Raw genomic sequence first — 22,915 nt, 5'->3', positions numbered from 1 at the left:
TTTTGTGGGGTCACCGATGCATCTTCGTCGAGTTTTCATTATCGCGCTGGTCGCGGCCTCGGCCGCCGCGTCTGCCGTTTCGGCCGGGACCCTGCGCGCCGATGACGGCCCGGCCGAAGTTCCGCCGGCAAGCTACGCCGCCAATCAATATGTCGACAGCCGCGGCTGCGTCTATGTGCGCGCGGGCTATGCCGGGCAGGTGACCTGGGTGCCGCGCGTGACGCGCGAGCGCAAGGTTCTGTGCGGGTTCAAGCCTTCTCTGGCCGCCGAAGCGCCGGCGGCGCCGGCGCCGAAGGTCGCGGCCAAGCCCGCCGAGGATTCCGCCGCGAAACCGGCCGCGCCTGCGGTAGCGCCCGCGGCGCGCGTGGCCCAGCCGCCGCGCAAAGCGAAAACGCCTCCCGCGACGGTCGGAGCGCCGATGGCCACGGTGGCCCTGACCGAGACTCCGCCGAAGATCGGCGCCGCTGCCGCCGCGGCGAAACGGTCCAGCGCGCCCGAGGTCCCGGCGGCGAAGACCGCCGCGCCCGCGCCCCTTGAAACGGCGGAGAAACGCAATCCGGCCTGCCCTGGCGCGTCGGAAATTTCGCGCGGCTACATCAATGACGGCCGGGCCGGCCCGGTGCGCTGTGGCCCGCAGGCCGAGGCACCCGCCGGCCGGCGCGTGGCCCGGGCCACGCCGAACGCGGATGCGCCGCGCCGCGTCGCGGTCGCCGCTTCGGCCCCGCAGCCGGTGACGGTGCCGCGCCGGGTGGTCCAGCCGGCGCCGGTGAAGATCCCCGCCGGGTATGAGCCCGCCTGGAAGGACGATCGCCTGAACCCGATGCGCGGCAAGGGCTCGGCCGAGGGCAAGGCGCAGATGGATTTGCTCTGGACCGAGACCGTGCCGCGCCGGCTGATCGACGTGACCACCGGCCGCGACGTGACCACGCAGCTGGCCCATGTGAAATATCCCTATACCGATTACGCGATGCAGCAGCGCCATCTCGGCCGCGCCTCGACCAAGGCGACGCCGGAGCCGCGCGTGGCGGCCACGAGCAAATCGCAGCGCCCAGCCGTGGCCACGACGCCGACGGCCGCCGCGGCGGACTCGCATCGCTTCGTGCAGGTGGGCATGTTCGGCGTGCCCGCCAATGCCGAGGCCACCAGGGCGCGCTTGCGGGCGCTGGGCCTGCCGGTGGCCGTGGCCAGATCCCGCGCCGGGGGGCAGGAGATGCAGACGGTTTTCGCCGGTCCCTTCGAGACCCAGGCGCAATTGACTTCCGCCCTCGGGGCGGTCCGGAAGGCAGGCTACGGGGATGCGTTTCTTCGCAAATAAGAAACCCGGGCAGTGAGCGGCGCCCCGTCAGATCCTGACGGGGCGTTCGTTTTTCAGTCGCCGCAGATCCCCTGAAGACGCACCCAGTCGCCATCGCCGAGCACCGGCTCCTGCGTGCGCCCGCGCATCGGATCGGCCTCGATCAGGGGCAGCACGGTCTCGCCGGAGATATCCAGCGCGTAGGCATAGGGCGAGGAGGGCACGCCGGCCTCGGCGAAGCGCGCCAGAAGGGTCTCGTCCGTCAGCGGTCGGGGCGGGGCACCGGGCAGTTCCTCGGCATAGGCGCGCAGGGCGCTGTCGGGCAGGGCGCCGGTGGTCAGCAGGCGCAAGGTGGCGCGCAGGCCCACTGCGCGCAGCAGCGATTGCAGCGGGTCTGCCTCGGCGGCGCGGGCGCGCTCGGCCAGGATGAAGCCCGCCGCCACCTCGGGGCCGTCGTAATCCTCGACCAGCGCGCGGTTCAGCAGCACGAGCCCGCCGGGCAGATGCGCGGCCTGCGCGATGCCCGCGGGCAGGACCACCGTGCGGCCGCGGCCGGGCAGGCGGGCGGAGAGGCGGGCCAGCGCCTGCCGCCCGCCTGCCTCGCGGCAGGGCGGGCCCGAGACGCGGGTGATCTGCGCCAGCAGCGCCGCGCCGATCTCGGCGCGGGCGGGGGCGGGCACCACCGCCGCGGTGTGGCGCACCAGCGCGCCGGGCATCCAGAACAGTCCCAGCGACAGCACCGCGGCGAGGCTGCCGCCCAGCGCCAGCAGGCGCAGCCGGCCGCGATGCGGGCGGGCGCGGCTGATGGCGGCGCGCACGGTCTCGATCGCCTCGATCATCAGGGCGTCGTCCAGTTCCAGCGTCTCGCCGCTGTCGGGATCGGGGGAATAGAGTGCGGGCAGCGCGCCGGGATTGAGCCGGGACAGCGCGGCCAGCGACCAGTGGGTCAGAGGACGCGCCTGGCTGTCGGCGATGACCAGCGAGGCATCGCCGAAGGTGAGGATCACGTCGCGCCGCTGCGCCTGCGGCGACTCGCGCCACAGGCCCGGGCTTTCCAGCCGTTCGAATTGCTTGAGCGCCGTCATCGCGGCCCTGTCCTGCCCGTTATTGCTATTGGGCGCCGATGTTATCCCAGCGACCGGAGCGCGACAATGCCGCCCCTCAGCGGGGCAGCGCCCTGGCCCGTTCGCGCAGCTGGAATTTCTGGATCTTGCCGGTGGAGGTCTTTGGCAGTTCCTCGAAGATCACCCGCTTGGGCGTCTTGAAGCCCGCCAGATGCTCACGGCAGAACCGGATCAGCTCCTCCTCGGTCGGGTCTTCGCCCTCCTTCAGCTCGACGAAGGCGCAGGGCACCTCGCCCCAGGTCTCGTCGGGCTTGGCCACCACGGCGCAGAGCGCGACCGCGGGGTGGTGCATCAAGACGTCCTCGACCTCGACGGAACTCACGTTTTCGCCGCCCGAGATGATGATGTCCTTGGCGCGGTCGGTGATCTTGATGTAGCCGTCGGGGTGACGGAAGGCGACGTCGCCGGAGTGGAAATAGCCGCCCGCGAAGCTTTCGGCCGTGGCCTCCGGGTTCTTGTAATAGCCCTTCATCACGATATTGCCGCGCATCATGATCTCGCCCGTGGTCGCGCCGTCGCGGGGGGTATGGGCCATGGTGTCGTCCATCACGGTCGCCTCCTCCAGCATCGGCATGGCGACGCCGGTGCGCGCCTTGATCGCGGCGCGCTCGGCCTGGGGCAGGTCATCCCACCTGTCCTGCCAGGTGCATTCTGTGGCCGGCCCGTAGGTTTCCGTCAGGCCGTAGACCTGCGTGACGTTGAAGCCCAGAGGCTCGATCCTTGCCAGCGTCGCGGCGGGCGGCGGGGCGCCGGCGGTGAAGACCTCGACCACATGGTCGAAGGGCATCCGCTCCTCTTCCCTGGCGTTGACGATGGCGTTCAGCACGATCGGGGCGCCGCCGAAATGGGTCACCCCCTCGACCGAGATCGCGTGGTAGATGTTCTTCGCCGTGATGTCGCGGCAGCAGATGATCGTGCCCGCCAGCGCCGGGATCATCCACGGATGGCACCAGCTGTTGCAGTGGAACAGCGGCACGATGGTCAGGAGCCGCGGATACATCGTCATCCGCCACGAGATCACCTGCCCCAGCGTCGACAGATACGCGCCGCGGTGGTGATAGACCACGCCCTTGGGCCGCCCCGTGGTGCCGGAGGTGTAGTTGAGCGAGATGCTCTCCCACTCGTCCCCGGGCATGATCCAGTCGAACGCGGGGTCGGCCGCGGCCAGCACGTCCTCGTATTCCGCGTGCCGGCCCGAGGGTCGGAAGCCCGCCTCGTGATCGGCGACCTCGATGATCTCGGGCGCCGTGCCCTCGTCCATGGCGGCGATGGCGGCCTCGGCCAGTTCCAGCAGGGCGCTGTCGACCAGAACCACCCTGGCCCCGCCATGCGCCAGGATATAGCTGACGGTCTCGCGCTCCAGCCGCGTGTTGATGGTGTTCAGCACCGCGCCGCAGGCGGGCACGGCCCAGCTGCTTTCGACCTGGGCCAGGATGTTGGGCAGCAGCGTCGCCACCACGTCGCCGGGGCGGACACCCCGGGCCGCCAGCGCCGAGGCCAGCCGCGTCACGCGCTCATGCAACTGGGCGTAGGTGAACCGGCGCGCGCGGTCGATCACCGCCTCGTGCCCGGGGAAGATGTCGGCCGCGCGCCGCAGATGCGACAGCGGCGTCAGCGGCACATGGTTCGCGGCGCATTTCTCAAGCCCGGTCTCGTCGGCCAGCCAGCCCATTCTCTCCTCCCTCGCGGTGTCCTCGACCCGGGATAGTGGCGAGGCGACACCGGTTTGGAAAGGGTAAAACCGGCTTGGCGGGGCAGGGGGGCTGGCCTAGGCTCCGGGCATGATCATCTCGCATGGCCGGCGCTACATCTTCGTCCATATTCCCAAGACCGGCGGCACCGCGCTGAGCCTGGCGCTGGAGGCGCGCGCGATGAAGGACGACATCCTGATCGGGGACACTCCCAAGGCGCGGCGGCGGCGGCGGCGGCTGGACGGGGTTCGGACCTCGGGCCGGCTGTGGAAACATGCGCGGCTGAGCGACATCTACGGGCTGGTGACCCAGCGCGAGATCGAGGAGTTCTTCACCTTCACGCTGGTGCGCAACCCGTGGGACCGGGTGGTGAGCTATTATCACTGGCTGCGGGCGCAGCGCTTCGACCATCCGGCGGTGGGTCTGGCGCAGCGGCACGGATTCTCGGCGTTCCTCAACCATCCGCAGACCCGGGGCAGCCTGGCCGCGGCGCCCTATGGCCACTACATGCAGGACCGCGACGGGGCCGAGCGCTGCGACGCCTTCATCCGGCTGGAGCAGCTGGAGGCCGACCTCGCGCCGCTGGCCGCGCATCTGGGATTCGCGCCGGAGGTGGGGCGGGCCAACGCCTCGGACCGCGTGGCCGCTTACCGGGCCTGCTACAGTGATGACGACGCCGCGCTGGTGGCGCAGCTCTGCGCCGAGGACATCAATCGTTTCGGATACAACTTCTAGGCGTTCACTAGATCTGGTGATGAAGTTGAAACGATAACCTAGAAAGCAGACATTTGTTCGGAATGCCGCGAAAATGCCGCATTTCAGGCCAATTGAGGCCGGAATCCGCATGCGTCGTCAAAGTGAACTGTCCTGCCTGGGGAGCTGTCGGCTCGTCAGATACCCGGGCACCCGAGACGGCGGCGCTGATAAGCGCCGCGCAACCGAAGGTGCAGACCGATGATCATGGGCCGGAAAAACGAGATCCGCGGCGCCGGCGCGCATGACCAAGCGGAGCTTGACGAGGCGTGGGTCGATGCGATCGATCACGGCGCGCACCCGGCCGCGGACATGACGGCCGGGCTGGTCGTGGGCACCATGGTCGCGACCGAGGGGGGCTGGCGCGCCGTCGAAACGCTGCGCGAGGGCGACAAGGTGATGACCTTCGACGGCGGTCTGCAGCCGGTCGGCGCGATCAAGCACGGCGTGCTCTGGGCCGCGCCGATGCTCTGCCCCGAGCCGCTCTGGCCGCTGTCAGTGCCGAAGGGCGCGCTGGGCAATTCCCAGCCCATGACCCTGTTGCCGGACCAGCCCATGCTGGTGGAATCCGACGCCGCCGAAGACATCTACGGCGACCCCTTCGTCCTGGTGCCCGCCAACGTGCTGGACGGCCGGTTCGGGATCGGGCGGCTGCTGCCGGTCGACCCGGTCGAGGTGGTCGCGCTGGGCTTCGAGAATGACGAGATCGTCTATGTGAACGGCTCAGCGCTGGCCTTCTGCCCGTCGCATATCGCGGGCACCGTGCTGACGCTGGACGAGCTGGCCTCGGAAAGCGAGATCCTGTCGGAGTATCACGTCCTCACGCCGATGGAGGCGCGGGCCGTTCTGGGCGAGGCTCGCTCCGGCGCGCCCGGGGACACGCCGGAGCCTGACAGTCACGCGGCCTGAGCCGCATCCGGGGCGAAACGGCTGTAGAAGCTCTCGCCCCTTTCCGCCATTTCCCGCAGCAGCGCGGGCGCCGCGAAGCGGCCGCCATGCGCCCGCTCCAGCCCCGTGCAGAGATCGACGGCGCGCGGCGCCCCGATAATGTCGAGCCAGCTGAACGGCCCGCCCGACCACGGCGCGAAGCCCCAGCCCAGGATCGCGCCCACGTCGCCTTCGCGGATGTCGGTCAGCACGCCGTCCTCCAGCGCCCGCACCGCCTCCAGCACCTGGGCGAACAGCAGCCGGTGCTGGACTTCGGACAGATCGGGCTGGTCCTCGGCCCGCCTGTATTGCGCGCCCAGACCATCCCACAGGCCGATGCGTTTGCCGGCGTCGTCATAGGCGTAGAAGCCCGCCTTGGCCTTGCGCCCCAGCCGGCCCTCGCCCGCCATCCAGAACAGCACCTCGTCCACCGCCCCGTCCGGGTAGGCATCGCCCATCGCCGCCCTGGTGGCCTTGGCGATCTTGACCCCGAGGTCGATCGAGGTCTCGTCCACCAGTTGCAGCGGGCCCAGCGGCATGCCGACCATGCGCGCCGCATTCTCGATCAGCGCGGGCGCCACTCCCTCGCGGACCATGCGGATGCCTTCGTTGATATAGGGGATGATGCAGCGGTTGGCGTAGAAGAAGCGCGCGTCGTTGACCACGATCGGGGTCTTGCGGATCTGGCGCACGTAATCCAGCGCCTTGGCCACCGCGCGCTCGCCGGTCGCGCGGCCCTTGATGATCTCCACCAGCATCATCTTCTCGACGGGCGAGAAGAAATGGATGCCGATGAACTGCTCTGGCCGCTTCGATGCGCTGGCCAGATCGGTGATCGGCAGGGTCGAGGTGTTGGTGGCGAAGATGCAGTCCGCGCCCACCACCTCCTCGACCTTTTTCGTCACCTCGGCCTTGATGGCGGGATCCTCGAACACGGCTTCGACGATCAGGTCGCAATCGGCCAGCGCGGCGTAATCGGTGGTGGCGGTGATCCGGCGCAGCACCTCTGTCTTTTTCTCGGGCGTGGCTTTCCTGCGGGAAATGCCCTTGTCCATGTAGTCCTCGGCATAGGCCCTGCCGCGCTCGGCGGCCTCCTGGCTCTGGTCGATCAGCACCACCTCGATGCCGGCCAGGGCCGAGACCAGCGCGATGCCCGCGCCCATCATGCCCGCGCCGAGGACCCCGACCTTGCGGACCTTCTGATCCTCGACGGCGGGGCGGTTCGCACCCTTCTCCAGCGCCTCCTTGTTGATGAAGAGGCTGCGGATCATGGCGCTTGAGGACGGGTTCATCAGCACATGGGTGAACCAGCGCGCCTCGATCCGCAGCGCGGTGTCGAAGGGCACCAGCGCGCCCTCGTAGACCGCGCTCAATAGTGCCTTGGCCGCCGGGTAGACGCCCTGCGTCTTGCCGTTAACCATCGCCGAGGCGCCGACGAAGGTCATGAAGCCCGCCGGGTGATACGGCGCGCCACCGGGCATCTTGTAGCCCTTCTCGTCCCAGGGCTTCACGATCGTCGGCTCCGACAGGACCCATTCCCTGGCCTTGGCGATCAGCTCGTCGGCGGGGACCACCTCGTCGATCACGCCCGCGGATTTGGCCTTTTTCGCGTCGTTCAGCTTGCCTTCCAGAAGCAGCGGCGCCGCGGCCATCGCGCCCAGCTTGCGCACCAGCCGCGTGGTGCCGCCCGCGCCGGGGAAGATGCCGACCATGATCTCGGGCAGGCCGATCTTGGCCGATCCGTTGTCGGCGGCGAAGATCCTGTGGCAGGCCAGCGGGATCTCCAGCCCGATCCCCAGCGCCGTGCCGGGCAGGGCGGCGGCGATCGGCTTGCCGCCCTTGTTCCTGTCGTCCATGCCCGCGCGCTCGATCTTGCGCAGGATGGCGTGCATCCCCATGACGCCCTCGAACAGGCCCTTGGCCGGGTTGTCACCGGCCGTCTCCTTCATCTTGGCGATGACGTTGAGGTCCATGCCCCCGGCAAAGGAGCCGGGCTTGCCCGAGGTGATGATCACGCCCTTGACGGCATCGTCCGCCAGCGCCGCGTCGATATGCGCCTCAAGGTCGAGGAAACCCTGCTCGTTCATCACGTTCATCGACTTGCCCTGGGTGTCCCAGGTGATGATGGCAACGCCGTCCGCGTCCACGGAGTAGCTGAAATCGCTCATTGGTCTTGCTCCTTACACGCGTTCGATGATGGTGGCCGCCCCCATGCCGGAGGCGATGCAGAGCGTGGCCAGACCCACGCCCTTGCCCGTGCGCTCCAACTCGTCGAGCAGCGTGCCGATGATGATCGCGCCGGTGGCGCCCAGCGGGTGGCCCATGGCGATGGCCCCGCCATTGACGTTCACCCTGTCGGCATCGACGTCGAAGGCCTGCATGAAGCGCAGCACGACGGCGGCGAAGGCCTCGTTCACCTCGAAAAGGTCGATGTCGGATATCGCCATGCCGCTGTCGGCCAGGATCTTTTCGGTCACCGGCACCGGGCCGGTCAGCATGATGGTGGGGTCGGTGCCGATCTTCGCCGTCGCCCGGATGCGCGCGCGCGGTTTCAGCCCGTGCTTTTCGCCGAACGCCTTGCTGCCGATCAGCACGGCGGCCGCGCCATCCACGATGCCTGAGGAGTTGCCGGCGTGGTGGATATGCTCGATCCGTTCCAGATGCGGGTATTTCATCAGCGCCACCTTGTCGAAGCCGGGCATGACCTCGCCCATCTCCCTGAAGCTGGGCTTCAGCGCGCCGAGCGTCTGCATGTCGGTCTCCGGGCGCATGTGTTCGTCGCGCTCGAGGATCGGCAACCCGTTGATGTCGCGGACGGCGACGATGGATTTGGCGAAGCGGTCGTCGGCCCAGGCTTCCGCCGCCCGGCGCTGGCTTTCGACCGCCAGCGCGTCGGCCTCGTCGCGGCTGAAACCATATTCGGTCGCGATGAGATCGGCCGAGATCCCCTGCGGCACGAAATAGGTGTTCATCGCGATGGAGGGATCGACGGCAATCGCCGCCCCGTCCGAGCCCATGGGCACGCGGCCCATCATCTCCACCCCGCCCGCGATATAGGCCTCGCCGGCGCCGCCCCTGACCTGGTTGGCGGCCAGGTTCACCGCCTCCATCCCGGAGGCGCAGAAACGGTTGATCGAGAGGCCGGGGATCGATTCATCGAGATCCGAGGCCAGAACGGCGGTGCGTGCCAGGCACCCGCCCTGTTCGCCGACCTGGGTGACATTGCCCCAGATCACGTCCTCGACGGCATGGCCGCCGAGGTCGTTGCGCGCCTTTACCGCGTTCAGCATCTCGGCCGACAGCCGGGCGCTCGTTACCTCGTGCAGCGCGCCATCCTTGCGGCCCTTGCCGCGCGGGCTGCGCACGGCGTCGTAGATATAGGCTTCGGTCATGGTTTGCCTCTCTTGCGTCAGGCCCGGTCGGCGGGCGAGCCGGGCATCAGGTCGTAGGGATGTTTCCAGCCGGGCAGGGCGCTGAGCGCCGCGAGCCAGCGGTCGATATTCGGCCAGTCCGCGCGGTCGAAGCCGAAGGGCTCGGGGTAGTAGAGATATCCGCAGCAGGCGAAATCGGCGACGGTGGGGGCGTCGCCCACGATCCAGTCGCGCCCTTCCAGATGGCCATCGAGCACCTTGTAGGTCGATTTCAGCCGCGCCTGGTAGAAGGCGATCACCTCGGCCGGGCGCTTCTCCTCGGGCAGGAAATTCATCAGGAAACGCGTCGATCCCGCCTGGCCGGAGAGCTTGTGATTGTCCCAGAACAGCCAGCGCAGGATCTCGCGCCTCTCGTCGGCGGAGCGGCCGCCGAACCTGCTGGTCTTGGAACTGATGTAGTCCTGGATCACGCCGGATTGGCTGAGCGTCACCTCGCCGTCGACCAGCACCGGCACCTCGCCCATCTCATTCAGGGCGCGGTATTCCGGGGTCCGGGTCTCGCCGTTGAAGAAATCGACATAGACCGGCTCCCAGTCGACCTCGGCCAGTTCCATGGTCAGCGCCGCCTTGTAGGCGTTGCCGCTTTCGCCGAAGCAGTAGAGTTTCATCGTCATCCGCTGTCCTCCCTGACAAGCCGTGGAGAAGCGGGGGTTTCACACCCCCGCACCCCCGTGGAGTATTTCAACCAAGAAGAAGGCGCAGGTAACCCCGTGTTAAGGGCGCGCCCCTAGCCTCCGAGTCGCGGTACAGGCTGGAGAGCCGATGACCGCCCAAGGAGAAGGCGCCCTGCCGCGCCCGCGCGCCCCGCTTGCAGGACCGAAAGCGTCCCCGGTGCGGGGGCCGCCGGCGGGCAGGGCGCCAGCCTCTCCTTCTTCTTGGTTCAAATACTCATTGTTCATCCTTCTCCGTCCCGCGCCGCGGGTCGGGGTCTATTTCTTCCGCGCCTCCAGTTCCGCATTGAACAAGCCCAGCCGGTGGGTCAGCGTCGTGTGGTCCGTCACGCTGTCGAAATTCTCGAACAGGAAGGACAGCGCCTCGCCCTCGTCGAGCCCGGCCTCGCGCGCGAAGCGCCGCAGCCGCCGGTAGCCGTCCTCGGTCATCGCGACGGGGAAGCGGCGGGTCAGGCGCAGGCGCTTGGGCATGGTGGTCTCCGGTTGGGCGGGGCGCGGCGGCCGGGCGCGCCCCGCGTTACTGTCAGAACTGGTGGGCTTCCAGGGCCATCACCGTGTCGGCGCCGGTTTCGATGCGGGCCAGGTGCAGCGCCGTCGCCGGCATCTGGCGGGCCATGTAGTAACGCCCGGTGGCGAGCTTCGTCTCGTAGAACCCGGCGTCCGAGGCGCCGCGGGCCAGGGCCTCGCGCGCGGCCCTGGCCATGCGCGCCCACATCAGGCCGAGGCAGACATGGCCGAAAAGATGCATGAAATCATAGGATCCCGACAGGGCGTTGTTGGGATTTTTCATGCCGTTCTGCATGAAATACATCCCCGCGGCCTGCAGGTCCTTCGAGGCCTTCTTCAGCGGCTCGAGGAAATCGCGGTCGAAATCCTCGTCCTGCCGGGCGTTTTCCTGGATGAAGGTTTTCACCATGTCGAAAAAGGCCATGATCGCCTTGCCGCCGTTCTGTGCCAGCTTGCGCCCCACCAGGTCCAGCGACTGGATCCCGTTCGTGCCCTCGTAGATCATGGTGATGCGGGCGTCGCGCACGAACTGCTCCAGCCCCCATTCGCGGGTGAAGCCCGAACCGCCCAGCGTCTGCTGCGCCAGCACCGTGGTCTCGAATCCCTTGTCGGTGAGGAAGCCCTTGATGACAGGCGTCAGCAGCGAGATCATCGCCTCGGCCTCCGCGTCGCCCTTGCGGTGCGCCGCGTCGATCAGCGAGGCGCCCCAGAAGGTGAAGGCGCGCGCGCCCTCGACGAAGGATTTCTGCTGCATCAGGTTGCGGCGCACATCGGGGTGCACGATGATCGGGTCCGCCGGGCCATCGGGGTTCCTGGCGCCGGTCACGTCGCGGCCCTGCAGCCGGTCGCGGGCGAACCCCAGCGCGTTCTGATAGGCGACCTCGGCCTGGGCGTAGCCCTGCAGGCCGACGCCCAGCCGCGCCTCGTTCATCATCGTGAACATGGCGCGTATGCCCTTGTGCTCCTCGCCCACGATGTAGCCCACCGCGCCGTCGTAGTTCATCACGCAGGTGGCGTTGCCGTGGATGCCCATCTTCTGCTCCAGCCCGCCGCACGACAGGCTGTTGCGTTCGCCAAGCGAGCCGTCGTCGTTGACCAGGATCTTGGGCACGATGAAGAGCGAGATGCCTTTCACGCCCTCCGGACCGCCGGGGATCCTGGCCAGCACCAGGTGGATGATGTTCTCGACCATGTCGTGCTCGCCGGCCGAGATCCAGATCTTCTGGCCGGTGATGCGGTAGCTGCCGTCCGCCTGCGGTTCGGCCCTGGTGCGGATCAGGCCCAGATCGGTGCCGCAATGCGGCTCGGTCAGGTTCATGGTGCCGCCCCATTCGCAGGACACCATCTTCGGCAGGTATGTCGCCTTCTGGGCGTCCGAGCCGTGGGCGTGAATGGCGTTATAGGCGCCGTGGGTCAGGCCCTGATACATGTTGAAGGCCATGTTGGCGGCGCTGAACATCTCGCCCACCGCGGTGGAGATCAGGTACGGCAGGCCCTGGCCGCCGAATTCCGGGTCGCAGTCGAGCGCAGTCCAGCCACCCTCGCGCACCTTGTCGAAGGCCGCTCTGAAGCCCGTGGGCGTCCGCACGACGCCGTTCTCCAGCCTGCAGCCCTCGGCGTCGCCGACCGGGTTCAGCGGCGCCAGCACCCCGGTTGCGAGCTTGGCCGCCTCGTCCAGCACCGCCGCGGTGAAGCCGGGGTCCAGATCGTCATATCCGGGGATGCCGGTTTCGGTGACGTTCAGCACCTCGTGCAGCACGAACTGCATGTCCTTGGTCGGGGCGGTATAGCTCGGCATTCGGTCTCTCCCTTACGCTTTCTTCCTCCGGCGCTCGGAAATCATCACCTCCACGCCGGAGATCTGCTGCCTGAGATCCTTGATCGCCTCGCCCAGCTCGGCGTGTTGGCGCTCCATATCCGCGAGCCGTTCCAGGGCCACGTCGTGGGTACGCTCAAGCTGGGTCAGCTGCTGGTCGCCCACATAGTAGAGGTCAAGCAGCTGTCGAATTTCCTCGAGGCTGAACCCGAACCGCTTGCCGCGCAGAATGAGCTTCAGCCGGGCGCGGTCGCGCCGGGTGAAAAGCCGTTTCTGGCCTTCGCGGATCGGGAACAGAAGCTCCTTGGATTCGTAAAAGCGCAGTGTGCGGGGCGTCACCTCGAATGCATCGCACATCTGCCGGATCGTCATCAGCTCGTCATCCATTCAACAAACCTTTTCGTAGCGTCATCTCCGTGCCCGGAACATGACGCCACGACAGGCATCATACAAGAATGGTTTACGCGAACGTAAACGAAACGTGACGTCATATTCACGTTTGACGTTGTGTCAGCCGCGTGCCGCTATCCGATTTCCCGGGCGACCTTGTCGCGGGTTTCGCGCAGTTCGGCGATGGCCTGGACCAGTTGCGCCTGCTGTTCGGTCAGCACCTTGAGCTGGCGGTCGGCCATGTCCACCCAGGCCTGCATCTGCGCCTCGGTCCCCTGTTTCTCGTAGATCTCCAGCCATTGCCGGATCTCCTCAAGGCAGAAGCCCCAGCGCCGGCCGCGCAGGATCAGGGTCATCCGGGCCACCTCGCGCGGGGTGTAGAACCGGCTCCGGCCTTCCTTCTCGGGTTGCAGCAATTCGATGTATTCGTAATAGCGCAGGGTGCGCGGGGTGACGTCGAACTTGGCGCACATCTCCTTGAAAGACAGGCGTTTGTCGGGCATCGGTGGCTCTCCCTGCGGCTTGCGGGGGCAGGTTACAGCCTCGACCGTCCGCGCGCAAACCGGAAGGCCCGGCCGGCGTGCCGCGAAATAGGGCTTGATGCGGCGCGGCCCAACGCCAATAACCGAAGGGAGACCGAAAAGGGACCGGCATGACGGACAGCAAGGCGAAAATCGCGCGGCAGTTCATCGAGGCGATCCCGCATTCGCGCGCGCTGGGGATGCGGGTCGATCACCTCCAGGATGGCGTGGCCGAGATCTCGATGCCCTATGACGAGGCGCTGGTCGGCGACCCGCAGACCGGGGTGATCCATGGCGGCGCGGTCTCGGCGCTGATGGACACCTGCTGCGGCGCGGCGGTGATCTGCCACCCTGAGGCGATGTCGGCCACCGCCACCATCGACCTGCGCATCGACTACATGCGGCCCGCGACGCCCGGCCAGCGCATCGCCGCGCGCGCCGAGTGCTATCACGTCACCCGCACCGTGGCCTTCGTGCGCGCCACCGCGATGGACGAGGACCGCAAGCGCCCGGTGGCCACCGCCACCGGCGCCTTCACCGTGGAACGCGCGCGGGAGACGGCGAAATGACCCGGCCCAGGCCCGAACCCGTCCAGGTGGTGAAACAGCGCCGCGACGCGGCGCTCTCGGCGCTGGTGCACGGCGTGCCCTACATCCGCTTCCTCGGGATCGAGTTCGACCGCCGCGGCGACGAGTTGACCGCGATCATGCCCTTCGACGAAAAGCTGATCGGCAACCCGATGCTGCCGGCGCTGCATGGCGGGGCCACGGCGGCCTTCCTGGAGGTCACGGCGATCATCGGGCTGGGCTGGTCGATGCTGTGGGAAGAGATGGAGAACGGCAAACTCGACCCGCTGGCCGTCGATGCCCAGCACCTGCCGCGCCTGCCCAAGACCATTGATTTCACCGTCGATTACCTGCGCTCCGGCCTGCCGCGCGACGCCTATGCGCGGGCAAGGGTCAACCGCTCGGGCCGGCGCTATGCCTCGGTGCATGTCGAGGGCTGGCAGGACAACCGCAACCGGCTGTTCGCGCAGGCAACCGGACATTTCCTGATGCCGCCGCCGCGCAATGGCTGAGGCGCCCGCGCTGGGCCATCGCCGGGTTCTGGCCATAGCCCTTCCCATCGTGCTGTCGAATGCCACCGTTCCCATCCTGGGCGCGGTGGACACCGGCGTCGTGGGGCAGCTGGGCGAGGCCGCGCCGATCGGCGCGGTGGGCATCGGGGCGATCATCCTGACCGCGGTCTACTGGATCTTCGGCTTTTTGCGGATGGGGGTGACGGGGCTGGCCAGCCAGGCCCACGGCGCCGGCGACCGGGCCGAGGTCGAGGCGATGCTGTCGCGCGCGCTGCTGATCGGCGGCGCGGCGGGGCTGGCGATGATCGTGCTGCAGGTGCCGATCTTCTGGGGCGCGTTCCAGGTCTCGCCGGCCAGCGCCGAGGTCGAGGCGATGGCGCGCGACTACATGGGGATCCGCGTGTTCTCCGCCCCCGCGGCGATCTCGCTCTACGGCATCACCGGCTGGCTGATCGCGCTGGAGCGCACCCGCGGAGTGCTGGTGATCCAGGTGGTGATGAACGGGCTGAACATCGCGCTGGACCTGCTGTTCGTGCTGGGCCTGGGTTGGGGGGTGGAGGGCGTGGCGCTGGCGACCTTTATCGCCGAGTGGTCGGGGCTGGCGGTCGGTCTGTGGCTCTGCCGCGACGCCTTTGCCGGGCCCGGCTGGCGCGACGCGGCCCGGGTCTTCGACGCCCTGCGGCTGAAGCACATGGCGCGGGTGAACGGCGATATCCTGATCCGCTCGGTGCTGCTGCAGGCGATCTTCGTCTCCTTCCTGTTCTTCGGCGCCGATTTCGGCGACGTGCCGCTGGCGGCCAACCAGATCCTGCTGCAATTCCTGCATATCACGGCCTATGCGCTGGACGGTTTCGCGTTCGCGGCAGAGACGCTGGTCGGTCAGGCGCTGGGCGCCAAGGCGCGGGCGCGGCTGCGAAGGGCGGCGATCCTGACCAGCCTCTGGGGGCTGGGCAGCAGCCTGGCGCTGGCCGCCGCCTTCGCGCTGGCGGGCGGGCAGATCATCGATGTCATGACCACCGCGCCCGAGGTGCGGGAGGTGGCGCGCATCTACCTGCCCTACATGGTGATCGCGCCGCTGGCGGGGCTGGCGCCTTGGATGCTGGACGGGGTCTTCATCGGCGCCACCCGGACCGCCGACATGCGCAACATGATGGTGGTGTCCGCGGCCATCTACGCGCTAGCGCTGGCGATCCTGATGCCGGCCTTCGGCAATCACGGGCTCTGGGTGTCGCTGCTGATTTCCTTTATCGCGCGGGGCGTGACGCTGGGACTGCGCTACCCGGCGCTGGAGGCGCGGGCAGCGGGTTAGGAAACCGTCCGGAGAAACCGCTTACAGGATGGCCAGAACGGCCTCGGGCGGGCGCCCGATCGCGGCGCGGCCAGCCGCAAAGACAATGGGCCGCTCGATCAGGACCGGGTTTTCGGCCATGGCGCAGAGCAGCGTCTCGTCTTCGTCGTCCTTGGACAGGCCCAGCTCGGCAAAGCGGTTTTCCTTGATCCGCATCATCTGCACCGCGCTCACCCCCAGCGCGTCGCGCGCCGCGCGCAACTCGTCGAGGCTGGGCGCGTCCTCGAGATAGCGGCGCTCCACCGGCGTCACGCCGCGCTCCTGCAGCAGTTTCAGGGTCTCGCGCGATTTCGAACAGCGCGGGTTGTGCCAGATGATCACATCGCTCACAGCCAGTCCTCCCGGCCGCAGCCCACGGCCTGTTCCACGGTATCGAACCCGTCGCGCGCCAGCAGCGCCTCAAGCCCGGTCAGGATGCGCGGTACCAGCGACAGCCCCTCGTAGACCATCGCGGTGTAGATCTGCACGGCCGAGGCGCCGGCGCGGATCTTCTCGTAGGCCTGCTCGGCGGACCCCACGCCGCCCACGCCGATCAGCGGCATGCGCCCATCGGTCAGCTTCGACAGCTGCGCCAGGACGCGCGTCGATTTCTCGAACAGCGGCGCGCCGGACAGCCCGCCGGCCTCGTCGCGATGGGGGCTTTGCAGCCCCTCGCGCGACAGCGTGGTGTTGGTGGCGATGATCGCGGCGACGCCGGCCTCCTCGGCCACCTCGGCGATCTCGGCCAGCTCGTCGCCGGTCAGGTCGGGGGCGATCTTCAGGAAGACCGGGATCGGGCGCTCAAGCCCCGCGCGCGCCTCCATCACGCCGGCGAGCAGCGCCGACAGCGCGGCGCGGCCCTGCAGGTCGCGCAGCTTCTCGGTGTTGGGGGAGGAGACGTTGACGGTGGCGAAATCCAGATGCGGGCCGCAGCGCTCCAGCACCCGGGCATAGTCGCCCGCGCGGTCGGCGCTGTCCTTGTTGGCGCCCAGGTTCAGCCCGATCACCGCGCCGCGCGGGCGTTGGGCCAGCCGCCCGGCGATCGCCTCCATCCCGTCGTTGTTGAAGCCGAAGCGGTTGATCGCGGCGCGGTCCTCGGTCAGGCGGAACAGGCGCGGGCGCGGGTTGCCGGGCTGCGGGCGCGGCGTGGCCGCGCCGACCTCGACGAAGCCGAAGCCCGCGCGCGCGAGCGCCCCCAGCGCCACGGCGTTCTTGTCATAGCCCGCCGCCAGCCCCAGCGGATTGGGCAGATCAAGCCCCGCCAGCCGGGTCGCCAGGCGCCGGCTGGTGATGCGGCCGGGCAGGGGGGCGAGGCCCGATTTCAGCGCGCTCAGCGACAGCGCATGGGCGCGCTCGGGGTCCATCCGGTGGAACAGGGCGAGGCCCAGCTTCTCAAGCCCGCTCACAGCACGCCCTCCGGGAAGATATGGCCGGTGGCGCCCAGCGGCAGCGACTTGTCCCAGGTCACGTCCGCCATCCGCAGCTCGCGGTAGAGATGCGGGAACAGCGCGCCGCCGCGCGAGGGCTCCCATTTCAGGGCATCGCCCAGGGCGTCGGCCTCGACGGCCAGCAGCACCAGATCGCTTTCCTCGGCGAAATGTTTGGCAGCGGTCTCGGCCACCTGCGCGGCGGTCGAGAAATGGATATAGCCGTCGGCCAGGTCCACCGGCGCGCCGGCGGTCTGGCCCGCGGCGCGGAAGGCATCCCATTCGGGGCGGCGGAGGATCTTGAAAATCAGCATGGCGCTGAAATGCCCGCTGACCGGCGTGCGGTCAAGCCGTCGCATGACCCTTCGTCAGGCCCCCCGGGGGCGCGCGCATAAGCTTTGACAGAACGTGCGGCGCGCGCAAAGCTGATGGCATAGGCTAACAGGAGGCATTTCCATGCTTATCAGATTGCTCACCTCTGCCGCTGCCCTGGCCCTGACCTCGGGCGTGGCTTCTGCCGATTACACGCTGACCATCCTGCACACCAATGATTTCCACGCGCGGTTCGAACCGATCTCGAAATACGACTCGGGCTGCTCGGCCGAGGACAACGCCGAGGGCAAGTGCTTCGGCGGCTCGGCCCGCCTGGTTACGGCCGTCGAGGCGGCGCGCGGCCGGGCCGACAACGCGATCCTCGTGGATGGCGGCGACCAGTTTCAGGGCACGCTGTTCTACACCTATTACAAGGGCAAGGCGGCGGCCGAGATGATGAACAAGATGGGCTATGACGCGATGACCGTGGGCAACCACGAATTCGACGACGGCCCCGAGGTCCTGCGCGGCTTCATGGATGCGGTGAGCTTCCCGGTGCTGATGTCGAACGCCGACGTCTCCGGCGAGCCCCTGCTGAAGGACAAGCTGCGGAAATCGGTGGTGATCGAGCGCGCCGGTGAAAAGCTGGGCCTGATCGGCCTGACGCCGCTCGACACGCCCGAACTGTCGAGCCCCGGCAAGAACATCGTCTTCACCGATCCGGCGGGGGCGGTTCAGGCCGAGGTGGACAGGCTGACCGCCGAGGGGGTGAACAAGATCATCGTGCTGTCGCACTCCGGCTATGAGGTGGACAAGCGCATCGCCGCCGGCACCACCGGCGTCGATGTCATCGTCGGCGGCCATGACAACACCTATCTCTCCAACAGCTCGGACAGCGCCAAGGGCCCCTATCCGACCATGGTGGGCGACACCGCCATCGTGCAGGCCTATGCCTATGGCAAGTTCCTGGGCGAGCTGAGCGTGACCTTCGACGACGCCGGCGTCATCACCGCGGCCACCGGCGAGCCGATCATCATGGACGCCGCCGTGACCGAGGACGGCGCCACCAAGGCGCGCATCGCCGAGTTGGCGCAGCCGCTGGAAGAGATCCGCAACCGCGTGGTGGCCGAGACCTCCGCGCCGATCGACGGTGACCGCGCCGTCTGCCGCGCGATGGAATGCGCGATGGGCAACCTGGTGGCCGACGCGATGCTCGACCGGGTCAGGGATCAGGGCATCCAGATCGCCATCCAGAACGGCGGCGGCCTGCGCGCCTCGATCGACGCGGGGCCGGTGACCATGGGCGAGGTGCTGACCGTGCTGCCCTTCCAGAACACGCTCTCGACCTTCCAGACCACCGGCAAGTCCATCCTCGCGGCGCTGGAGAACGGCGTCAGCCAGGTCGAGGAGGGCGCCGGCCGCTTCCCGCAGGTCGCCGGGCTGAAATTCACCTGGGATCCGGCGGGATCGCCCGGCGCGCGCATCACCGGCGTGATGGTGCAGGAGGGCGACGCCTTCGTGCCGCTCGATCTGGACAAGACCTATGGCGTGGTGTCGAACAACTTCGTCCGCAATGGCGGCGACGGCTATTCGATGTTCGTCAGCGATGCGACCAACGTCTATGATTTCGGCCCGGACCTGGCCGATGTGGCGGCGGAATTCCTGGCCGCGAACGCGCCCTACAAGCCCTATACCGACGGGCGTATTTCGCAGTAGCGCTCAGCGCGAAGAACAGGGGCGCGGCGGAATTCGGCGCGCCCTTTCCATTTTCCGGCGTTCCACCTGCGGACCGAGGCGGCGGGGCTGACACGCCCCGGGAGGGCTTTATCCCAGCAGGTCGGGGCGCAGCATCATGACCGCCCCCAGCGCCAGCAGCACCAGGCCGCCGATCAGGCGCGACAGGCGCGCGTAGCGCCCGCTGGCCGCGACTGCGCGCAGGGTGATCATGGCGATCACGAAGATCGCCGCGTCGTCGAGCAGGAACACCACGAGATAGAAAGCCAGGTAGCCGTAATAGGCCGCCCGTGGCAGGTCGTGCATGGCCAGCATCTGCGTATAGATCGCCGGCACGCCGGCCGAGCAGACCAACTCCACCAGGTTCACCGCAACGGCCAGCGCCGCCACGCCAAGGGCCGCCACCGGGAGGCTGGGCCGCGCCACCATCCGGCCGAAGGCGTCCCGGATGCGCCGGCGCTGGCCGCCCGGCGTGACGCGGCAGACGCCCTCGGGGTTGGCCCAGGCCTCGCGCAGGTAATAGGCGCCCGCGCCGAGCGCCAGCGCCCCGATGGCCAGCCGCAGCCAGCTCACCGCGCCGAGCCACAGCACGACGTTCAGCCAGGCGCTCATCACCGCGAAATACATCGCCCCCGTGGCGGCGAGGAACACGAGGCCGAGCACCCACATCCGGCGGCTGTCCTGCACGCCCAGCAGCATCCCGATCAACAGCGCCAGCACCCACATGGCGCAGGGGTTGAACCCGTCGACGCCGGCCAGAACGACGGTCAGGACCGGCAGCGACAGGTCCCGCAGGCCGACCTCGCCCAGCCCGGGCAGGGCGACGGTTTCGCGGGGCGAGGATCCGGCGGCGGGTGGCGGCGGCGCGCGCGCGGCGCGCAGTTCGGCCACCAGGTCGCGGCAGGGGGCGGCGCGGCAGAGCGCGATCATTCCGGCATAGCGCCCCGGGCTGGTCGCCGCGGCGAAGCCCAGCTCATGCGCGGCGCCGATCACGACAAGGGGCACCGCGGGCGTGCGCAGCTCCAGCGCCCTGACCGTGGCGCGGAACAGCGCATTGGTTTCCCGCGTGGGCCCCAGTTCCAACAGCTCGATGCGAAGCTCCGGGTCGGCCGCGGCCAGTTCCGCCAGCGCGGCCTTGGCCGAGGCGCAATAGGGGCAGCCCTCCTGCCAGAACACATGCGCGGTCACCTCCTGCGCCGGCGCCAACCCCGGGCGCAGGGCGCCGAGCAGCAGCACAAGGAGTCCGGCAAGTGGCATCAGGCGCATGGGGCCCCTCTGGTCGTCCGGTCTTTCCGCAGGATGCGACGAGCCTAGCCGCGCGGCGCCGCGGCGCCTTGATCCCGGTCAAACCGGTATCTGGCCAAGCGGCCCGGCGCGCCCTAGGCTGACAGCCATGTGCGGACGCTTCGCGATCACCCTGCCCGATGACGCCATGGCCCGGCTGTTCCAGGCCGTGCCGGCCAACGATCTGCCGCCCAACCCCAACTACAACGTCTGCCCCACCAACCCGGTGGCCGCGGTTACCAGCGACGCGGGCCAGCGCCACCTGCGGCCGATGCGCTGGGGCTTTATCCCGCAGTGGTACAAGACGCCCGCCGATGGCCCGCTGCTGATCAACGCCCGGGCCGAGACCATCGCCGAGAAGCCGGCCTTTCGCGCCGCTTGCCGCGAGCGTCGCTGCCTGATCCCGGCCAGCGGCTTCTACGAATGGTCCAAGGGCGCGGGCGGCGCGCGCCTGCCCTGGTACATCCACCGCGCCGACGGCGCGCCGCTGGCCTTCGCCGGGGTCTGGCAGGACTGGGAGCGCGAGGGTGAGCGTCTGACCACCTGCGCCATCGTCACCACCGCGGCGAACGCGCCGATGTGCGCCGTCCACCACCGGATGCCCGTGATCGTGGAGGAGGGCGACTGGGCGGTCTGGCTGGGCGAGGCGGGCAAGGGCGCGGCGCGGCTGATGCAGGCCGCCGCCGATGAGGTGCTGGCGTTCCACCGGGTCGATCCGCGGGTCAATTCCAACCGCGCCAGCGGGCCGGAGCTGATCGAGCCGCTGGCGGAGGCGGATTAACGATCAACCTTCCCGCAGGGCATGCCGGGGCGAATGGCTGCTGCCCTCTGCCAAAACGCGAAACGCCCCGCGCGGAGGCGGGGCGTCTGCAAGTCCTTCCCGAGGATCACCTCCGCTTTTTCGGCGGCATCAGGTCGGTGATCGTGCCCTCGAACATCTCGGCGGCGAAGTTCACCGTCTCGCTCAGCGTCGGGTGCGGGTGGATGGTGTGGCCCAGGTCCACCGCGTCGGCGCCCATCTCGATCGCCAGCGCCACCTCGGCGATCAGGTCGCCCGCGTTGGGGCCGACGATCCCCGCGCCGATCACCCGGTCGTCGCTTTCGTCGAAGATCAGCTTGGTCAGCCCCTCCGACCGGCCGAGGCTCAGCGACCGGCCCGAGGCGGCCCAGGGGAACACCCCCTTGCCGATCTTGATGCCTTCGGCCTTGGCCTGCGCCTCGGTCATGCCGACCCAGGCGACCTCGGGGTCGGTATAGGCGACCGAGGGGATCACCCGCGCGTCGAAATGGCGGTTCTGCCCGCAGGCCACCTCTGCCGCGACCTTGCCCTCGTGCACCGCCTTGTGCGCGAGCATCGGCTGGCCCACCACGTCGCCGATGGCGAAGATATGCGGCACCCCGGTGCGTTGCTGGCCGTCGACGGGGATGAAGCCGCGCTCGTCCACCGCGACGCCGGCCTTCTCGGCGCCGATCAGCCTGCCGTTGGGCCGGCGGCCGACCGCGACCAGCACCTTGTCGTAGACATCGGTGCTGCGCGCGCCCGCGGCATCCTCGAACGTGACTTTCAATCCCTCGTCCAGCGCCTCGATCGCGGTGACCTTGGTCTTGAGCAGGATCTTCTCGTAGCGCGCCTCGATCCGCTTGTGCAGCGGCTTGACGATGTCCTTGTCGGCGCCGGGGATGATCTGGTCCATCAGCTCGACGATGGTCACCTGCGCGCCGAGCGCGTCGTAGACCGTGGCCATCTCCAGCCCGATGATGCCGCCGCCCAGCACCAGCAGGCGGCCCGGCACGTCCTCGAGCGCCAGCGCGCCGGTGGAATCGATCACCCGCGGGTCGTCATGCGGGATGAAGGGCAGGGTGACGGGCTCGGACCCGGCGGCGATGATGCATTGCTCGAAGCTGACCGTGGTCACGCCCTCGTCGCCCCTCACCTCGATCATGCTCGGCCCGACGAAGGTGCCGTAACCCTTGACCACCTGTACCTTGCGGCCCTTGGCAAGGCCGGAAAGGCCCCCGGTCAGCTGCCGCACCACGCTGTCCTTCCAGCCGCGCAGCTTGTCGAGATCGACCTCCGGTCTGGCGAAGGCGACGCCGTGCGCGCCGATCTCCTCGGCCTCGGTGATCACCTTGGCGGCGTGCAGCAGCGCCTTCGACGGGATGCAGCCCACGTTCAGGCAGACCCCGCCGAGCGTGGCGTCCTTCTCGATCAGCACGACCCGCTTGCCCAGGTCTGCGGCGCGGAAGGCGGCTGTGTAGCCGCCCGGGCCGGAGCCCAGCACCACCACCTCGCCGTGGATGTCGCCCTTTCCGGTCGCGGCGCCGGCGGCGGCCGCGGGGGCTGCGGGCGCGCCTGCGGCCGGGGCGGCCTCGACGGCCGGCGCGGACGCCGCCCCCTCAAGCACCACGATCACCGCGCCTGCGGAGACCCTGTCGCCCTCGGCGACCCGGATCTCCCGGATCACACCCGCGGCGGGGGAGGGGACCTCCATCGTCGCCTTGTCGCTTTCCAGCTCGATCAGCGGATCCTCGGCGGCCACGGTGTCGCCCACCGAAACCAGGATGCCGATCACCGGAACATCCGCGAAATCGCCGATATCGGGAACTCTGACCTCCATCACCGCCCCC

General features: G+C 68.9%; 22 protein-coding genes. 8 read left to right on the top strand and 14 right to left on the bottom strand.

Features of this window, described 5'->3' with window-relative positions:
* The first annotated feature begins 16 nt into the window (after nucleotides 1–16).
* Nucleotides 17–1,315, top strand: coding sequence for an SPOR domain-containing protein (locus tag KCI33_RS14160; protein WP_212525446.1), 1,299 nt, complete (start codon nucleotides 17–19; stop codon nucleotides 1,313–1,315).
* 53 nt (nucleotides 1,316–1,368) lie between these two features.
* Here KCI33_RS14160 and KCI33_RS14155 read toward each other — a convergent pair whose 3' ends face one another.
* Complete coding sequence (locus tag KCI33_RS14155) at nucleotides 1,369–2,379, bottom strand: hypothetical protein (protein WP_212525445.1); 1,011 nt, start codon at nucleotides 2,377–2,379, stop codon at nucleotides 1,369–1,371.
* Nucleotides 2,380–2,455: 76 nt separating this feature from the next.
* Complete coding sequence (locus KCI33_RS14150) at nucleotides 2,456–4,090, bottom strand: long-chain-fatty-acid--CoA ligase (protein WP_212525444.1); 1,635 nt, start codon at nucleotides 4,088–4,090, stop codon at nucleotides 2,456–2,458.
* 109 nt (nucleotides 4,091–4,199) lie between these two features.
* Here KCI33_RS14150 and KCI33_RS14145 point away from each other — a divergent pair, with 109 nt between their 5' ends.
* Both KCI33_RS14145 and KCI33_RS14140 read left to right on the top strand, forming a co-directional pair.
* Complete coding sequence (locus KCI33_RS14145; RefSeq protein ID WP_212525443.1) at nucleotides 4,200–4,844, top strand: sulfotransferase family 2 domain-containing protein; 645 nt, start codon at nucleotides 4,200–4,202, stop codon at nucleotides 4,842–4,844.
* A gap of 225 nt (nucleotides 4,845–5,069) precedes the next feature.
* The gene (locus tag KCI33_RS14140; RefSeq protein ID WP_212525442.1) at nucleotides 5,070–5,771 is read left to right on the top strand and encodes a Hint domain-containing protein; all 702 of its coding nucleotides are present in this window, start codon (nucleotides 5,070–5,072) and stop codon (nucleotides 5,769–5,771) included.
* On the opposite strand, the gene KCI33_RS14135 is transcribed toward KCI33_RS14140, so the two are convergent.
* From KCI33_RS14135 to KCI33_RS14105, 7 genes are all read right to left on the bottom strand, one after another.
* Nucleotides 5,759–7,957 (bottom strand): 3-hydroxyacyl-CoA dehydrogenase NAD-binding domain-containing protein, encoded by a 2,199-nt coding sequence (locus tag KCI33_RS14135; RefSeq protein WP_212525441.1) that lies wholly within the window; start codon nucleotides 7,955–7,957, stop codon nucleotides 5,759–5,761. The genes KCI33_RS14140 and KCI33_RS14135 overlap by 13 nt on opposite strands.
* Nucleotides 7,958–7,969: 12 nt before the next feature.
* Nucleotides 7,970–9,181 (bottom strand): acetyl-CoA C-acetyltransferase, encoded by a 1,212-nt coding sequence (locus KCI33_RS14130; protein ID WP_212525440.1) that lies wholly within the window; start codon nucleotides 9,179–9,181, stop codon nucleotides 7,970–7,972.
* Nucleotides 9,182–9,198: 17 nt separating this feature from the next.
* Nucleotides 9,199–9,834, bottom strand: coding sequence for a glutathione S-transferase (locus KCI33_RS14125; protein ID WP_212525439.1), 636 nt, complete (start codon nucleotides 9,832–9,834; stop codon nucleotides 9,199–9,201).
* Nucleotides 9,835–10,149: 315 nt separating this feature from the next.
* A complete protein-coding gene (locus KCI33_RS14120) occupies nucleotides 10,150–10,362 on the bottom strand; it encodes a hypothetical protein (protein ID WP_212525438.1) in 213 nt (70 codons plus the stop codon).
* A 52-nt stretch (nucleotides 10,363–10,414) separates the two neighbouring features.
* Complete coding sequence (locus tag KCI33_RS14115; protein ID WP_212525437.1) at nucleotides 10,415–12,196, bottom strand: acyl-CoA dehydrogenase; 1,782 nt, start codon at nucleotides 12,194–12,196, stop codon at nucleotides 10,415–10,417.
* Nucleotides 12,197–12,208: 12 nt separating this feature from the next.
* Complete coding sequence (locus tag KCI33_RS14110; RefSeq protein WP_212525436.1) at nucleotides 12,209–12,601, bottom strand: MerR family DNA-binding transcriptional regulator; 393 nt, start codon at nucleotides 12,599–12,601, stop codon at nucleotides 12,209–12,211.
* Nucleotides 12,602–12,738: 137 nt separating this feature from the next.
* On the bottom strand, nucleotides 12,739–13,107 hold the full coding sequence (locus tag KCI33_RS14105) for a MerR family DNA-binding transcriptional regulator (RefSeq protein ID WP_212525435.1): 369 nt from the start codon (nucleotides 13,105–13,107) through the stop codon (nucleotides 12,739–12,741).
* Between the two features lie 149 nt (nucleotides 13,108–13,256).
* Here KCI33_RS14105 and KCI33_RS14100 point away from each other — a divergent pair, with 149 nt between their 5' ends.
* Genes KCI33_RS14100 through KCI33_RS14090 form a run of 3 tightly spaced genes read left to right on the top strand, consistent with a single transcriptional unit; the run spans nucleotide 13,257 to nucleotide 15,512 of the window.
* Nucleotides 13,257–13,694, top strand: a complete 438-nt coding sequence (locus tag KCI33_RS14100; RefSeq protein WP_212525434.1) for a PaaI family thioesterase — start codon at nucleotides 13,257–13,259, stop codon at nucleotides 13,692–13,694.
* On the top strand, nucleotides 13,691–14,203 hold the full coding sequence (locus tag KCI33_RS14095) for a PaaI family thioesterase (protein WP_212525433.1): 513 nt from the start codon (nucleotides 13,691–13,693) through the stop codon (nucleotides 14,201–14,203). Before KCI33_RS14100 ends, KCI33_RS14095 begins: the two co-directional genes overlap by 4 nt.
* Complete coding sequence (locus KCI33_RS14090; RefSeq protein ID WP_212525432.1) at nucleotides 14,196–15,512, top strand: MATE family efflux transporter; 1,317 nt, start codon at nucleotides 14,196–14,198, stop codon at nucleotides 15,510–15,512. Before KCI33_RS14095 ends, KCI33_RS14090 begins: the two co-directional genes overlap by 8 nt.
* A gap of 21 nt (nucleotides 15,513–15,533) precedes the next feature.
* Here KCI33_RS14090 and arsC read toward each other — a convergent pair whose 3' ends face one another.
* The 3 genes from arsC to KCI33_RS14075 are packed head-to-tail and all read right to left on the bottom strand — an operon-like array spanning nucleotide 15,534 to nucleotide 17,271.
* On the bottom strand, nucleotides 15,534–15,872 hold the full coding sequence (gene arsC / locus KCI33_RS14085) for an arsenate reductase (glutaredoxin) (RefSeq protein ID WP_212525464.1): 339 nt from the start codon (nucleotides 15,870–15,872) through the stop codon (nucleotides 15,534–15,536).
* A gap of 5 nt (nucleotides 15,873–15,877) precedes the next feature.
* The gene (locus KCI33_RS14080) at nucleotides 15,878–16,936 is read right to left on the bottom strand and encodes a quinone-dependent dihydroorotate dehydrogenase (protein ID WP_212525431.1); all 1,059 of its coding nucleotides are present in this window, start codon (nucleotides 16,934–16,936) and stop codon (nucleotides 15,878–15,880) included.
* On the bottom strand, nucleotides 16,933–17,271 hold the full coding sequence (locus KCI33_RS14075; RefSeq protein WP_212525463.1) for a DUF952 domain-containing protein: 339 nt from the start codon (nucleotides 17,269–17,271) through the stop codon (nucleotides 16,933–16,935). The genes KCI33_RS14080 and KCI33_RS14075 overlap by 4 nt, the downstream gene beginning before the upstream one ends.
* 142 nt (nucleotides 17,272–17,413) lie before the next feature.
* On the opposite strand from KCI33_RS14075, the gene KCI33_RS14070 reads away from it, so the two are divergent.
* Entirely contained in the window at nucleotides 17,414–18,985 is a 1,572-nt protein-coding gene (locus KCI33_RS14070; RefSeq protein WP_212525430.1) for a 5'-nucleotidase C-terminal domain-containing protein, read from the top strand.
* A gap of 108 nt (nucleotides 18,986–19,093) precedes the next feature.
* Here KCI33_RS14070 and KCI33_RS14065 read toward each other — a convergent pair whose 3' ends face one another.
* On the bottom strand, nucleotides 19,094–20,269 hold the full coding sequence (locus KCI33_RS14065; RefSeq protein WP_212525429.1) for a hypothetical protein: 1,176 nt from the start codon (nucleotides 20,267–20,269) through the stop codon (nucleotides 19,094–19,096).
* 127 nt (nucleotides 20,270–20,396) lie between these two features.
* On the opposite strand from KCI33_RS14065, the gene KCI33_RS14060 reads away from it, so the two are divergent.
* The gene (locus tag KCI33_RS14060) at nucleotides 20,397–21,068 is read left to right on the top strand and encodes an SOS response-associated peptidase (protein WP_212525428.1); all 672 of its coding nucleotides are present in this window, start codon (nucleotides 20,397–20,399) and stop codon (nucleotides 21,066–21,068) included.
* Between the two features lie 106 nt (nucleotides 21,069–21,174).
* Here the strand turns inward: KCI33_RS14060 and lpdA are convergent, their stop codons facing one another.
* Entirely contained in the window at nucleotides 21,175–22,905 is a 1,731-nt protein-coding gene (gene lpdA / locus KCI33_RS14055) for a dihydrolipoyl dehydrogenase (protein WP_212525427.1), read from the bottom strand.
* Nucleotides 22,906–22,915: the final 10 nt, after the last annotated feature.

Origin of the sequence: Actibacterium sp. MT2.3-13A (genome assembly GCF_018139985.1) — a bacterium.
In the GTDB taxonomy this organism is placed as follows: domain Bacteria; phylum Pseudomonadota; class Alphaproteobacteria; order Rhodobacterales; family Rhodobacteraceae; genus JAGSOU01.
This window is presented reverse-complemented; position numbering and strand designations above follow the sequence as displayed.

Bases quoted from the DNA above. Each gene is read 5' to 3' on its own strand.
- KCI33_RS14160 (WP_212525446.1), top strand. From the start codon at position 17: ATGCATCTTCGTCGAGTTTTCATTATCGCGCTGGTCGCGGCCTCGGCC.
- KCI33_RS14155 (WP_212525445.1), bottom strand. From the start codon at position 2,379: ATGACGGCGCTCAAGCAATTCGAACGGCTGGAAAGCCCGGGCCTGTGG.
- KCI33_RS14150 (WP_212525444.1), bottom strand. From the start codon at position 4,090: ATGGGCTGGCTGGCCGACGAGACCGGGCTTGAGAAATGCGCCGCGAAC.
- KCI33_RS14145 (WP_212525443.1), top strand. From the start codon at position 4,200: ATGATCATCTCGCATGGCCGGCGCTACATCTTCGTCCATATTCCCAAG.
- KCI33_RS14140 (WP_212525442.1), top strand. From the start codon at position 5,070: ATGGGCCGGAAAAACGAGATCCGCGGCGCCGGCGCGCATGACCAAGCG.
- KCI33_RS14135 (WP_212525441.1), bottom strand. From the start codon at position 7,957: ATGAGCGATTTCAGCTACTCCGTGGACGCGGACGGCGTTGCCATCATC.
- KCI33_RS14130 (WP_212525440.1), bottom strand. From the start codon at position 9,181: ATGACCGAAGCCTATATCTACGACGCCGTGCGCAGCCCGCGCGGCAAG.
- KCI33_RS14125 (WP_212525439.1), bottom strand. From the start codon at position 9,834: ATGACGATGAAACTCTACTGCTTCGGCGAAAGCGGCAACGCCTACAAG.
- KCI33_RS14120 (WP_212525438.1), bottom strand. From the start codon at position 10,362: ATGCCCAAGCGCCTGCGCCTGACCCGCCGCTTCCCCGTCGCGATGACC.
- KCI33_RS14115 (WP_212525437.1), bottom strand. From the start codon at position 12,196: ATGCCGAGCTATACCGCCCCGACCAAGGACATGCAGTTCGTGCTGCAC.
- KCI33_RS14110 (WP_212525436.1), bottom strand. From the start codon at position 12,601: ATGGATGACGAGCTGATGACGATCCGGCAGATGTGCGATGCATTCGAG.
- KCI33_RS14105 (WP_212525435.1), bottom strand. From the start codon at position 13,107: ATGCCCGACAAACGCCTGTCTTTCAAGGAGATGTGCGCCAAGTTCGAC.
- KCI33_RS14100 (WP_212525434.1), top strand. From the start codon at position 13,257: ATGACGGACAGCAAGGCGAAAATCGCGCGGCAGTTCATCGAGGCGATC.
- KCI33_RS14095 (WP_212525433.1), top strand. From the start codon at position 13,691: ATGACCCGGCCCAGGCCCGAACCCGTCCAGGTGGTGAAACAGCGCCGC.
- KCI33_RS14090 (WP_212525432.1), top strand. From the start codon at position 14,196: ATGGCTGAGGCGCCCGCGCTGGGCCATCGCCGGGTTCTGGCCATAGCC.
- KCI33_RS14075 (WP_212525463.1), bottom strand. From the start codon at position 17,271: ATGCTGATTTTCAAGATCCTCCGCCGCCCCGAATGGGATGCCTTCCGC.
- KCI33_RS14070 (WP_212525430.1), top strand. From the start codon at position 17,414: ATGCTTATCAGATTGCTCACCTCTGCCGCTGCCCTGGCCCTGACCTCG.
- KCI33_RS14065 (WP_212525429.1), bottom strand. From the start codon at position 20,269: ATGCGCCTGATGCCACTTGCCGGACTCCTTGTGCTGCTGCTCGGCGCC.
- KCI33_RS14060 (WP_212525428.1), top strand. From the start codon at position 20,397: ATGTGCGGACGCTTCGCGATCACCCTGCCCGATGACGCCATGGCCCGG.
- lpdA (WP_212525427.1), bottom strand. From the start codon at position 22,905: ATGGAGGTCAGAGTTCCCGATATCGGCGATTTCGCGGATGTTCCGGTG.